The organism is Vibrio sp. JZG10, assembly GCF_054064075.1.
The window spans coordinates 34,178-47,967 of sequence record NZ_JBSUGE010000021.1; the positions used below are offsets into that span (position 1 = coordinate 34,178).

The 13,790-nt window shown below is 42.5% G+C and carries 12 protein-coding genes; 8 read left to right on the forward strand and 4 right to left on the reverse strand.

Annotated elements, in window-relative coordinates; genetic code table 11:
• Window positions 1-3 precede the first annotated feature (3 nt).
• The 7 genes from ACWYVB_RS19690 (at window position 4) to ACWYVB_RS19720 (ending at window position 8,701) form a co-directional block, all read left to right on the forward strand.
• Window positions 4-981 carry a lipid A deacylase LpxR family protein gene (locus tag ACWYVB_RS19690; RefSeq protein WP_457529858.1) on the forward strand — a complete coding sequence of 326 codons (978 nt, stop codon included), beginning with the start codon at window positions 4-6 and terminating at the stop codon, window positions 979-981.
• Between the two features lie 211 nt (window positions 982-1,192).
• Window positions 1,193-1,933 carry a pyruvate formate lyase 1-activating protein gene (gene pflA, locus ACWYVB_RS19695; RefSeq protein WP_005390663.1) on the forward strand — a complete coding sequence of 247 codons (741 nt, stop codon included), beginning with the start codon at window positions 1,193-1,195 and terminating at the stop codon, window positions 1,931-1,933.
• A 154-nt stretch (window positions 1,934-2,087) separates the two neighbouring features.
• The gene (locus tag ACWYVB_RS19700; protein ID WP_006742143.1) at window positions 2,088-2,753 is read left to right on the forward strand and encodes an energy-coupling factor ABC transporter permease; all 666 of its coding nucleotides are present in this window, start codon (window positions 2,088-2,090) and stop codon (window positions 2,751-2,753) included.
• A gap of 136 nt (window positions 2,754-2,889) precedes the next feature.
• A complete protein-coding gene (locus ACWYVB_RS19705; RefSeq protein ID WP_005390659.1) occupies window positions 2,890-3,390 on the forward strand; it encodes a YfbU family protein in 501 nt (166 codons plus the stop codon).
• 486 nt (window positions 3,391-3,876) lie between these two features.
• A complete protein-coding gene (locus tag ACWYVB_RS19710) occupies window positions 3,877-5,811 on the forward strand; it encodes a PrkA family serine protein kinase (protein ID WP_005390658.1) in 1,935 nt (644 codons plus the stop codon).
• Window positions 5,812-5,858: 47 nt separating this feature from the next.
• Window positions 5,859-7,130 (forward strand): YeaH/YhbH family protein, encoded by a 1,272-nt coding sequence (locus ACWYVB_RS19715; RefSeq protein WP_005390656.1) that lies wholly within the window; start codon window positions 5,859-5,861, stop codon window positions 7,128-7,130.
• Window positions 7,131-7,141: 11 nt separating this feature from the next.
• Entirely contained in the window at window positions 7,142-8,701 is a 1,560-nt protein-coding gene (locus ACWYVB_RS19720) for a SpoVR family protein (protein ID WP_457529861.1), read from the forward strand.
• A 77-nt stretch (window positions 8,702-8,778) separates the two neighbouring features.
• On the opposite strand, the gene kdsB is transcribed toward ACWYVB_RS19720, so the two are convergent.
• Genes kdsB through msbA form a run of 4 tightly spaced genes read right to left on the reverse strand, consistent with a single transcriptional unit; the run spans window position 8,779 to window position 12,455 of the window.
• A complete protein-coding gene (kdsB, locus tag ACWYVB_RS19725) occupies window positions 8,779-9,534 on the reverse strand; it encodes a 3-deoxy-manno-octulosonate cytidylyltransferase (protein ID WP_258652915.1) in 756 nt (251 codons plus the stop codon).
• Window positions 9,534-9,713, reverse strand: a complete 180-nt coding sequence (locus ACWYVB_RS19730) for a Trm112 family protein (protein WP_005390649.1) — start codon at window positions 9,711-9,713, stop codon at window positions 9,534-9,536. The genes kdsB and ACWYVB_RS19730 overlap by 1 nt, the downstream gene beginning before the upstream one ends.
• A complete protein-coding gene (lpxK, locus tag ACWYVB_RS19735; RefSeq protein WP_268979451.1) occupies window positions 9,694-10,701 on the reverse strand; it encodes a tetraacyldisaccharide 4'-kinase in 1,008 nt (335 codons plus the stop codon). The genes ACWYVB_RS19730 and lpxK overlap by 20 nt, the downstream gene beginning before the upstream one ends.
• 5 nt (window positions 10,702-10,706) lie before the next feature.
• Entirely contained in the window at window positions 10,707-12,455 is a 1,749-nt protein-coding gene (msbA, locus tag ACWYVB_RS19740) for a lipid A ABC transporter ATP-binding protein/permease MsbA (RefSeq protein ID WP_104978934.1), read from the reverse strand.
• A 345-nt stretch (window positions 12,456-12,800) separates the two neighbouring features.
• Here msbA and ACWYVB_RS19745 point away from each other — a divergent pair, with 345 nt between their 5' ends.
• Window positions 12,801-13,790: a glycosyltransferase family 8 protein gene (locus ACWYVB_RS19745; RefSeq protein WP_033905043.1), complete on the forward strand. Its 990-nt coding sequence runs from the start codon at window positions 12,801-12,803 to the stop codon at window positions 13,788-13,790.

The window sequence follows — 13,790 nt, forward strand, 5'->3', positions numbered from 1 at the left end:
TATATGAAACTCAGTAAATTAATTGTTCTTACTCTTCTTTCTCCAGTTGCGATGGCATCCACTAAGTCTACGGTCTCTTTTACACTCGACAATGATGGTATTTTCGGCGTCGACCAAGACTACACAAATGGTATTTTTCTTTCCTACGCAACAGGCCAACTGAAACAAGAAAGCCAATGGAGATGGCTGAGTCTGGCTGACTCAGAACACGCCAATATCGATAAAATAGAGTTGGTTCTTGGCCACAAAATGTGGACTCCGAGCGACATTGAAGCGGATTACCCACTGGTCAATGATCGCCCATATGCGGGTTATCTACATACTGAGATCAACTATCTTTCTCTGACTGATGACAAAGCCGTCCGCTACAACTTCACCATCGGTGCAACAGGTGAAAGTTCGCTTTCAGAAAAAGCGCAAGAAATCGTTCACGGCATAACAGGCTCGACTGACCCACAAGGTTGGGATTACCAGATCGACGATAAAGTGGCGTTTAGCCTTGGCTACCGCGTATTTAATAAATTGATGCGCAGCGAAGGACAAAAAACGCAATGGGAAATCATCAACATTAACGACATCAATGCGGGTAACTTCCGTAGTGATGTCTCTCAAGGCGTCATGTTTCGTTGGGGTACAAACCTAGCAAGCAGCATCGGAGCCGCCAATATTAGTGTAGAGAGCCCATTCTCAGCGAGTATGCTCGCACAGGATACTTCAAGCTGGTTCTTATTTACGGGGTTTGAAGGTCGTTACCGTTTCAATGACATGACCATCGAAGGCAATCGCCCTGGTATTCCTGAGCCATCAGCGCCATACGACGTCACACTGCAAAATTGGCAAGCAAGCGCCGTAGCAGGTGCAACTTGGTATAACCAAAATTACGGTGCAAGCCTAACCTTTACGATAAAAACGCCAGATTATGAAGAATCCCAAACTGATGTTTATGGGACAGGCTCCTTCTCTGTGTTCGCCTTTTTTTAAAAGCTGACTTATCCCTGTATCCACACCAATCTAAATACAAGGCAAGTTCTCTCGTTTGGTATTAACCAACCCTGTGATCAAGCATTTATTTAGATTGGTCTATCTATTTTCTTTCTTCACATAACCTTGCCTTTAGTACCGACAAAGCTGTTTTAACCCTGCTTTTTGTAATAAAATAACAGCTAGAATTTACTAGTAATGAGAGCAAAAGATGTCAACAACTGGTCGTATTCACTCATTTGAGTCATGTGGTACCGTAGACGGACCTGGTATTCGTTTTATCGTCTTCTTGCAAGGTTGTTTGATGCGCTGTAAGTATTGCCACAATCGCGATACATGGGATACGCATGATGGCAAAGAAGTTACGGTTGAAGAGATCATTTCCGAAGCGAAAAGTTACCGCCACTTCATGAATGCATCAGGTGGTGGCGTTACTTGTTCTGGCGGCGAAGCGATGCTTCAACCTGAATTTGTACGGGACTTTTTCCGCGCAGCTAAAGCAGAAGGTATTCATACGTGTCTAGATACGAACGGTTATGTTCGTAAACACACTGATGTTATTGATGAAGTACTGGATGCAACAGACTTAGTAATGCTTGATATCAAGCACATGAAAGATGAAGTGCACCAAGATCTCATCGGCGTATCGAACCGACGTACATTGGACTTTGCTCGTTACTTGCAAAAAATCGGAAAGAAAACTTGGATTCGCTATGTAGTCGTGCCTGGTTACACAGATGACCCTGAAGCAGCACACATGCTTGGTGAGTTTATTAAAGATATGGATAACATCGAAAAGGTCGAGTTACTTCCTTATCACAAATTGGGTGCCCATAAATGGGAAGCATTGGGCTTAGAATACCCACTCGAAGGGGTAAACCCTCCACCGAAAGAAACTATGGACGAGATTCAATCCATTCTTGCGCAGTACAACGATAACGTAAAATACTAAGTGAACAGCAAGACTAACCTCTTTAAAATACCAGCATATTGCTGGTATTTTTTTAACTATACCTAAGTACCTTCAATGAATCTCTATGAGTTGATTTAGGTATAAAAAGAACAATAGAAATGATTGCGTCATGATCGCATAGGAAGGAAGTAACATGGATTGGTTTAACTTGGGCTCTCTGGTTGTCATACTTTGGATAGTGCTCGCCTACTGTCTACCAGATTGGAAAAAAGTAGTTTGGCCCAAGCTTGAAAAGGAAAAAGCATTTCAGCACCTCGTTTTTGCAACACTCTTTTTTTTCAGCATCCTATGGGCAACTCAAGCAGGCGTAAAAGAAGGACTACAGATTCATTTTCTCGCGCTAACAACGCTGACGATGATGTATGGTTGGCGTATGGCCTTTCTAATCAGTATCCCCGCAATGCTGGTCAACCACCTGCTACATGATGTGTCGTTGTTGCAGTTACCCACGTCTTTAGTATTGTCTGCCCTGCTTCCTATCTTCATTAGTTACCTCGTCTTTCTTTTGAGTTATCACTACTTGCCAAGAAACATTTTTGTGTTCATCTTCGTTGCAGGTTTTTTCAACGGCGCGATAACAGGAAGCCTGCATCTGCTGATTAACTCCTTTTACCATTTATCGGTTGGTCATTACGATTGGGAAACTATTCAACATAACTACTTTATTTTTGTACCGTTGCTTGCCTTCCCTGAGGGCCTATTAAATGGTATGTCACTGGCGGTTTTAACCGTATTCAAGCCAGAGTGGCTAAGAGTATTTTCAGACCGAGACTACATATACAATCATTACCATAAATAAGTGTTTTTAAACTAGTCAAAAGTGACAGTTCTTGCCATTTTTTAGTATTAAATATGTGTTGAGATCATGTTTCACTCATGTCTTAAGCGTTAACCTAAGCACATTAAAAATGTATTAGATATCTAGTGAGGTCATCATGGAAATGTCAAACGCTCAACGTTTGATTCTATCAAACCAATACAACCTTATGTCTCAACTTGATCCAAGTAATGCGGCCAAATACAAACGCTTACAAACGATCGTTGAACGTGGCTATGAGCTACAAATGCGTGAGTTGAATAAAGATTTCGGCTGTCTGTCAGAAGCGGAGTGTCGTGAGATCATCGACGTTATGGAGATGTATCACGCGATGCAAGAATCTTACAACATGCTCGATACCGAAGATCGTAACAAAGTGGATCAGCGCCGCTTGCAGTTCCTTGGGTTTGATATTGCTTCAGAGGCCCAACAAGTCCATTACGTACGCTTCCTTATTGATTCTGAAGGTCTGTACCCTCAATTTGATAAAGCAGACCATCACTTTAACAGCCAAATGCCAATGCTGGATAAATACCGTCGTATGCTACAAACTTGGCGCAACTGCCCTCGTCAGTACCATTTATGCGAAAACGAGCTTGCACAAATCTTCAGCGCATAAAATATTCGTCTACGAAAAGGAAAGCACTCGCTTTCCTTTTTTATTTGCCCTATCACAACCTTACCGCTGCTTTTTCACCTTCTTACGCTTCCCTTGTGCGATGTAGAGCAATGAATCACTGAGACTCGTCTGTCTTTGCCAAATATTTGATTTCTATTGCACCTATTCACGACATAAATTCATCTTCAGTGAAAGAGTGATTCAAATGTCACTTTTGCAATAAATTCATAATTGTTAAGCAAAATTGCAAATCCCCGACTAGGCTTAAGTAGAGAAAGGCTGTGATTGAAAGATTCATACCCACCGCTCACCGTTGTAATGAAAAAACTGTCCATAAAGCAAAGTCTTTGGTGTCGCCAATCTTACATTCTGTACGAACCAAATGTGATAACAGGACGTATATTCAAACAACAAGGAGCATAACAATAGGTGGGAAAGCCTGAATCAACGTTCGTCGGTAGACTGACTATTAAAGGGGAAAGCGACATGAGTATTTTCGACCACTATCAATCAAGATATGAAGCTGCAAAAGATGAAGAGATGTCGTTACAGGAGTTTCTAGCCCTGTGTAAGGATGACAAAAGCGCTTATGCTAATGCAGCAGAACGCCTACTGATGGCGATCGGTGAACCAGAGATAATCGATACGGCAAAAGACCCGAGATTGAGCCGCATCTTCTCGAATCGTGTTATCTCTCGTTATGAAACCTTTAAAGATTTTTATGGTATGGAAGATGCCATAGAGCAAATTGTGTCTTACCTAAAACACGCGGCGCAAGGTTTAGAGGAACGTAAGCAGATCCTTTATCTACTCGGTCCTGTCGGCGGTGGTAAGTCCTCACTTGCTGAAAAACTTAAGGCTCTGATGGAACAGATGCCTATCTATGTTCTTACTGCTAATGGCGAACGTAGCCCAGTGAATGACCATCCATTCTGTCTATTCAAAGCCACGGAAGACGGCGATATCTTGAAAAAAGAATACGGCATCGAGCAACGTTATCTTCGCTCGATTATGTCGCCATGGGCCGCTAAGCGCCTTCATGAATTTGGCGGCGATATCACTAAATTTAAGGTAGTGAAAGTTCGCCCTTCAATTCTCGATCAGATCGGTATTGCTAAAACAGAACCTGGGGATGAAAACAACCAAGATATTTCATCACTGGTTGGTAAAGTCGATATCCGCAAACTCGAACATTATTCGCAAGACGACCCAGATGCCTACAGCTATTCCGGTGCGCTGTGTAAAGCAAACCAAGGTTTAATGGAATTCGTTGAGATGTTCAAAGCGCCGATCAAAGTACTGCACCCACTATTGACGGCAACGCAAGAAGGTAACTTCAACGGTACTGAAGGTCTATCTGCGATTCCATTCGACGGTATGATTCTGGCTCACTCGAACGAATCTGAGTGGCAGACCTTCCGTAACAACAAAAATAACGAAGCCTTCCTCGACCGTGTGTACATTGTAAAAGTACCTTACTGTCTCCGCGTATCCGAAGAAGTGAAAATTTACCAAAAACTGCTTGAAAACAGTGAGCTGTCTCAGGCTCCTTGTTCTCCAAGCACGCTCGAAACTTTAGCGCAATTCAGTATTCTTTCACGCCTGAAAGAGCCTGAAAATTCATCCATTTTCTCAAAAATGCGCGTCTACGATGGTGAAACGCTCAAAGACACCGATCCAAAGGCAAAAAGCTATCAAGAGTATCGTGATTATGCGGGTGTCGATGAAGGCATGAATGGTCTCTCTACACGTTTCGCCTTTAAGATTTTGTCGCGCGTATTTAACTTTGATCAAACAGAGGTGGCAGCCAACCCTGTACACCTGTTCTATGTGATTGAACAACAGGTTGAACGTGAACAGTTCCCTGCTGAAACGGCAGAGAAATATCTCGAGTTCTTGAAAGGCTATCTAGTGCCTCGCTACGTTGAATTTATCGGTAAAGAGATTCAGACCGCTTATCTCGAGTCTTACTCTGAATACGGTCAGAATATCTTCGACCGCTATGTCACCTATGCAGACTTCTGGATTCAAGACCAAGAGTACCGAGATCCAGAAACTGGTCAGCTATTTGATCGCTCTTCACTGAATGCTGAACTAGAGAAGATCGAAAAAACAGCTGGCATTTCTAACCCGAAAGATTTCCGAAACGAAATCGTTAACTTTGTGCTTCGTGCGAAAGCGAATAACAATGGTCAAAACCCGGTTTGGACCAGCTACGAAAAACTGCGCACAGTAATCGAGAAGAAAATGTTCTCCAATACCGAAGAGCTACTTCCGGTTATCTCATTTAATGCGAAAACCTCTTCTGAAGATCAGAAGAAGCATGACGACTTTGTCGCTCGCATGATGGAAAAAGGCTATACCGAGAAACAGGTTCGCCTACTTTCTGAGTGGTACCTACGAGTACGTAAGTCATCCTAACCCAGTATTGAGTTAGGTCGCTTGTGAAACATGAAGAGGGCTATTTCATGGCGCAATTTATAGACCGAAGGCTCAATGGCAAGAACAAGAGCGCTGTTAATCGACAGCGCTTCTTGAAGCGCCACAAAGAGCAAATAAAAGAGTCGGTAGCAGACGCAGTGAATCGACGCTCGATTACGAATACGGAAACGGGCGAAGACGTCTCTATCCCTCACAAAGACATCAATGAGCCGATCTTTCATCAAGGCAAAGGTGGTGTTCGCGAACGAGTTCATCCCGGCAATGACCAGTTCATTACTGGTGATAAAATTGAGCGTCCTAAAGGTGGCGGTCAAGGTAGTGGCTCGGGAGAAGGCAATGCCAGTCCAGATGGAGAAGGCCAAGACGAATTTGTATTCCAAATATCAAAAGATGAGTACCTAGATATTTTGTTCGAAGATCTCGAGCTGCCTAATCTAGAAAAAAACCAAATTGCCAAAATTACTGAATGGAAAACGCACCGCGCAGGCTTTCAAACTGCTGGTATCCCTTCAAACATTGCGGTAGTACGTTCGCTACAACAATCTCTTGCACGACGTACGGCAATGACCGCAGGTAAGAAACGTCTTCTCAAAGAGCTAGAAGATGAACTTGCTCGTATCAAAAACATTGAACCCGCTCAGCAGTTTGAAGAGAACCGCTTGAAGGCTGAAATTGAAGAGCTGCGTAAGAAAATTGAGGGGGTTCCATTTATTGACACCTTCGACTTACGCTTTAAAAACTATGAAAAACGCCCTGTACCATCTAGTCAAGCTGTGATGTTTTGTTTGATGGACGTATCGGGCTCGATGGATCAAGCAACGAAAGACATCGCAAAACGTTTTTACGTTCTGTTATACCTGTTTTTAACTCGTACTTACGAGAATGTAGACGTCGTCTTTATTCGCCACCACACCCAAGCGAAAGAAGTGGACGAACACGAGTTCTTCTACTCGCAAGAGACCGGGGGCACTATTGTATCCAGCGCATTGAAACTGATGGACGAAATCGTAAAAGAGCGCTATCCAATTGGACAATGGAACATTTATGCTGCGCAAGCATCTGATGGCGATAACTGGGCAGATGACTCGCCAAGATGCCGCGATCTATTAGTGAACAAACTACTGCCAAACTGTCAGTACTACTCCTACATAGAAATTACGCGACGCTCGCACCAAACTCTATGGCATGAGTACGAAAAACTCACCGATGAATTTCCGAACTTCGCAATGAAAAACATTCGCTCTGTGGAGGATATTTTCCCAGTCTTCCGTGAACTATTCCAAAAAGAAACGGCGTAAGGAGGCTAGCGATGAGTACCGCAACGAAAAACCTCTCAGGAGAGGCGCCTAAGAAGCGTAATAGTAAAATGCTGCCAGATGGACCGGATTGGACATTTGAGCTGTTGGAACGCTACCACAAAGAGATTAAGCGTGTCGCACAACACTATCGCCTAGACACTTACCCTAACCAAATAGAAGTGATTACTTCCGAACAAATGATGGATGCCTACTCAAGTATTGGTATGCCCATCAATTACAACCACTGGTCGTTTGGTAAAAAGTTCATCCAAACGGAACAGAACTATAAGCATGGTCAAATGGGGTTAGCCTACGAGATTGTCATTAACTCCAATCCGTGTATCGCCTATTTGATGGAAGAAAACACCGTGACAATGCAAGCGCTAGTGATTGCTCACGCTTGTTACGGGCACAACTCTTTCTTCAAAGGTAATTATCTGTTCCAAACCTGGACGGACGCTAGCTCCATCATCGATTATTTGCTGTTTGCCAAAAAGTATTTGGCTGAATGTGAGGAGCGATATGGAGTACAGGAAGTGGAAAAACTGCTCGACTCCTGCCACGCCTTAATGAACTTTGGTGTGGATCGTTACAAGCGACCAGAGAAAATCTCCATTACCGAAGAGAAAGCGCGACAAGAAGAACGCGAGGCATACTTACAGTCTCAAGTGAATGAATTGTGGCGCACAGTACCAAGAGCCAAAACCAAAGAGGAAGATCTTAAAGAGCGATTCCCAAGCGAGCCTCAGGAAAACTTGCTCTACTTTTTCGAAAAGCATGCCCCGCTACTAGAGCCGTGGCAACGTGAAGTCGTGCGGATTGTACGCAAAATCAGTCAGTATTTTTATCCGCAAAAACAAACGCAGGTCATGAACGAAGGCTGGGCAACATTCTGGCATTACACCATTCTCAATCATCTTTACGATGAGGGTTTGGTATCCGAAAAGTTCATTCTAGAGTTCTTACATAGCCATACCAGTGTAGTAGCTCAACCGCCTTATAACAGCCCTTACTTTAATGGTATTAACCCATACGCCTTGGGCTTTGCTATGTTCCGAGATATTAAACGTATCTGTGAAGAACCAACTGATGAGGACAAGGAGTGGTTTCCGGACTTGGCAGGAACCGATTGGTTAGATGCGGTACATTTCGCGATGCATAATTTCAAAGATGAAAGCTTCATTAGCCAGTACCTTTCTCCGAAATTAATCCGTGATTTCAAGCTGTTTGCGATCAACGATGATGACCACAAAAACTTTATTGAAGTCGCCGCGATACACGATGAGATGGGTTATAAACGCATTAGAGAAACCTTAGCCGCTCAGTACAACTTATCTAATCTTGAGCCAAACATTCAGGTATTTAATGTCGATGTTCGTGGTGACCGCTCACTCACGTTGCAATACGTACCTCATAACCGAATCCCGCTTGATGACAGTTACGAAGAAGTTCTGAAACACGTGTACCGATTGTGGGGATTTGATGTCATTCTGCAAGAAGTAAAAGACACAGGTCACCGAGAAGTCTTAGCGACCTGCCCTAAACGGAATCAATATGACACAAACATCTAACTAATACTTGGGCATAAGCAACAAAAAGGCTCCTAATTCAGGAGCCTTTCTCGTTCTTAATTCAATGTGACCTTTAGTTATGCTTGCTTCGCCACAATAGCGCGCACCGCCTCTAGATCTTCTGGCGTATCAACGCCGGCTGCTGGCGCTTCTTTCGCTACCGCTACATGAATTTTTTCACCGTACCAAAGCACTCGTAGTTGCTCAAGGCACTCGATCTGCTCCAATGCGCTCGGAGCCCAGTTTACATACGTATTAATAAAACCAGCTCGATAAGCATAAATACCAATATGACGCATTAATGGGTTGGCAATGATTTTGTCTTGTTTGGCAAAGTTATCGCGATCCCAAGGGATAGTTGCTCGGCTAAAGTACATCGCATAGCCTTGCTCATTAGCCACAACTTTAACTGCATTCGGATTGAACACTTCTTCTTCTGAGTCTATTTCTACGGCTAATGTCGCCATCGGAGCGTCACACCCCGATAAGTTATCAGCAACCTGACGAATGATAGACGGTGGAATCAAAGGCTCGTCCCCTTGCACATTAACAATAATGTGGTCTGCAGGAATAGCCATTTTTTCAACAACTTCAGCAAGGCGTTCAGTACCTGATTCGTGGTTAGGAGAGGTCATACAGACTTTACCACCAAACGACGAGACAGTATCAGCAACACGCTCGTCATCAGTTGCCACGATAACATCTTCCGCACCCGCTTGTAGCGCTTGCTCGTAAACCCACTGAACCATTGGCTTACCGCCAATATCCGCCAACGGTTTACCAGGCAAACGGCTCGATGCGTAACGCGAAGGAATGACAACCGTAAAAGACATTAGCGTCCCTCATCCATACTCATAGTACGAGCTTCAGGCTCGAGCAGAACGGGAATACCCTCTTTGATCGGGTAAGCGAGGCGATCCAATTTGCAGATCAACTCTTGATTCTCTTTATCGTACGTCAGCTTACCTTTGCAAACAGGGCAAGCTACAATCTCAAGCAGACGGTGATCCATAAGCCGCTTTAACCTCTTTTATTCTCTTTAAAATTTGCTCTGCATCGTTTGGTTCAAACTGGGCAGATACAGGCAGATACCACCAATTATCTTGTGCATAATGGCTGCACTTGACGGCATCTTTCTCGGTCATAATCACATTGGCCCCTTGTTGAGCCAATGCTTCTAATTCTTGTTGGTCAAAGTCTTGATGGTCAGCAAAACCTTTTGTGACTTTAACATCTGCGTTCATCGAGTTTAGTGTATGAAAAAATCGTGGTGGATGCCCAATCCCTGCAAATGCCACTAGCTCTTTTAACTCAGAAACGTCCACAAGTTGCTTAGTCTTGAGGTTAATGGCTTTAGATGGCGCTAAAGTCATTGCGATTTCGCCCGTATGTGCTTGACCGCCATTGGTGATGATAAAGTCGACTTCTTTAAGTCGCTCAATACCTTCACGTAAAGGACCTAATGGAATCAGGCTTTCATTACCAAACCGGCGATTCCCATCCACAATCACTAACTCAATATCACGGCCTAACGCATAATGTTGTAATCCATCATCCGTAATTATGATATCCACATCCAAATCTAGCAGTGCTTTCACTGCATTTGAACGCACAGGATCTACCGCAACAGGTGCTCCTGTACGGCGGTGAATCAACTTAGGTTCATCGCCACAATGCTTCGCTGGCGTATCTTCTTTTAGCACTAACGGATAGGCAGGAGCCTTTGCCCCATAACCACGAGAAACAACCCCCGGCTTAAAGCCCATTTGCTGTAGTTGCTCAACAAGCCACACAACAACTGGTGTTTTACCATTGCCACCAGCAGTGATATTGCCAACCACAACAACAGGTATAGGCGCATTATAAGCTTGCTTGCGGCCAGTTTGGTATTGCTTTCGCTTTGACTTGCTTATCGCTCCAAATAATAAACTCAGTGGCCACAAAAGCGGCCACAAGAGATATTTTGTTGGATGGTTTTCAAACCAGATTTTTTCAATCACCGCGCTTATTCACCAAACTGAATACGGTGCAATTGTGCATACGCACCATTTTTCTCAATAAGCTCAGCGTGGTTGCCACGTTCAATGATGGCACCATCATCAACCACAAGAATTTCATCGGCTTTCTCGATTGTGGATAAGCGGTGCGCTATTACAAGTACCGTTTTGTCTTTTTGCAGCTCATCAAGTGCAGCTTGAATAGCTCGCTCGGATTCAGTATCCAAAGCCGAAGTTGCCTCATCAAGAATCAGCACTGGAGCATCACGCAATAAAGCTCGCGCAATCGCAACACGTTGGCGTTGACCACCAGACAAGCTAGCACCATTTTCACCAATCATCGCATCTAGTCCGCCATCCATCTTACTGATGAACTCCATCGCATGTGCAAGTGTTGCCGCTTTCTCGATATCACTGCGCTCGTATTGGCCATCCGTTGCGTACGCAATATTGTTTGCTATCGTGTCATTAAACAAATGAACATTTTGCGATACTAGTGCAAATTGCTGACGTAAATTCTTTAGCTCGTAATCACGAATATCATGCCCATCTAATGTGATAGATCCACTGCCAACATCATAGAAGCGGTTGAACAAGTTCGCGATGGTACTTTTACCTGAGCCAGAACGGCCAACTAGCGCTACCGTTTTTCCTCTTGGAATATCGAAGCTGACATTTTCCAATGCTGGTTTTTCTGCGCCAGTGTAAGTAAAGCTTACGTTTTTAACCGAAACATCGCCATTTGCGCGTTCAACTGTCAACTTACCTTCGTTTTTCTCAGGCTCGAGGTCAATTAACGCGAAGAGCGTTTGGCTCGCGGCCATACCACGTTGGAACTGAGAAGTAACGTTAGTCAGCGCTTTAAGTGGGCGCATCAGACCAAACATTGCAGAGAAGACAACAGTAAATGTCCCTGGAGTCAACTGCTCTTTAATCGAGTCAATACTTGCTAAATAAAGAACGGCAACAATTGCAAGTGATGCAATCATTTGGATGATAGGGTTAGCCGCCGCTTGAGCCGTCACCAACTTCATGCTTTGTTGACGCATTTGGTTGCTGACTTTTTCAAATCGTTTACGTTCGATGTCTTGGCCGCCATAGCTCAACACAACTTTATGGCCTTTCAGCATCTGCTCTGCTGATGCAGTTACGTTACCCATCATGGTCTGCATATTTTTGGATATTTTTCTAAAACGTTTAGAAACAACACCAATACCCCATGCTACAACGGGAGCAACAGCAAACAGCACTAGCGACAATTGCCAGCTGTTGTAAAACATCAAGACTAACAGGCCAATGATACTTGCGCCTTCACGGACAATGCTCACCAACGCTTGGCTAGTTGCCGCTGACACTTGCTCTGAGTCGTAGGTTATACGCGACAATAAATTGCCCGTCTTTTCCTTATCAAAGTAAGACACCGGCATATGCATAAAGTGATTGAACACCATGCGACGGACTTGCATAACTACGTTGCCAGATACCCAACTCAAACAGTAGGTGGAGACAAATCCACTTATGCCACGAATGAACATCATAGCAAAAATAATCAATGGAAGCGTGCGTAAAAAATCAGACTCAGCGTTCCCAAAACCTTCATCGAGTAGCGGTTTTAGCAAGGAAATCATATAAGTATCTGATATTGCATTAATAACTAATGCTAAAACAGCAACGATTAGGCCAGATTTATAAAGGCGTATAAATTGCCAGAGACGCTTAAACGTCTGCCAAGTCGTTTCATCAGTATTTGTTGACATAGAAGTGCTTTGTTTTCTTACATTAAGGCATTCATTCTACTCTGTTAGCGCTCATATGCCTATCCCTAGAACGTACACTAAGTTTGCTAACGTATAAGACTGCCACTTTTACCCAGTAGATCTCCAATGTATCATTGGCTAACCTACTCTGACTCAACTGATATTCAATCTTAAATATGAAAATTGGGGGCTCAAGCCTCATCGTGAAGCAAACTTGACCATCGTACCTGTTCATCTACTGATAAACATTAATAAATGTGTTATGTCCACTTAGAGAAAGTCTTTTAGTCTTTTATATTTCGCTCTATACTCTTGATATGTTCATTCTTATTTACAATAAAAAATATGCAAGTCATTCCCATTGTTCATTGCTTTGATAACAACTATGTTATTCCAGCTGCAGTAGCATTCTATTCTTTGCTTGAGAAATCAGATAAAAACTACAAATACCAGATATATGTCTTACATGAAGATATTACGCTGCTAAATCAAGAAAAATTAAAAAAAACCATACAAAAATTCAAAAACTCAGAACTTATTTTCATTAATTTCAATGAAAATGTCGACTTTGAAAATGATTGGAAAAACATAAAAACAAAAGGTCATTACTCTAAAGCTATGTTTTACAAACTTAGTATTTCAAGTTTAATTAAAGAACATAAAAAAATGATCGTATCTGATGTCGATGTTATTTACTTAAATGACATTTCAAAAGATTTTATAGAATACAATAACAACGATGATAATAATTATATATCAGGGGTATTCTCTGTAGATAAGATCCTAAGCTATAATGATGTTTATAAAAAGAGTTTTTCTAATGAAGAGATTAGCCAACTGAAAATAGGTGCTGGATACTTTTTTATGAATGCCGATCTCATTAGAAAAGATAATTTAGAGAAAAGGTTTAAAGACTACCTCGAAAAAAACTCTCACAGATTAATACAGCCAGAACAAGACGTTCTAAACTTCTGTTGTCACCCTAGAGTTGGAAAATTACCCTTAAGAAACATGGTTTGTAACTATGTGTATAGTATGTATGACAGAAAAGAGTTTGTGGATGAGGTTAACTATACTAAAGAAGAATTATTGGATGCATATGATAATCCGATTCAACTCCATTACGCATCAAGAGTAAAACCATGGAACAAATTAGATTCTATAAAAGCTAACTTGTGGTTAGAATGTATACTTAAGACCGAGTTTTTCGAAGACTACTTTTCTAGCTTAGAGCAACTAGCCAGACCAAATGGTGAAAAGAAACTATTTAGTTTTACACTACCATTAAAAAAGAATAAAAAATTCAGGTTGGATATATTAAAAATAAAAAGCTAA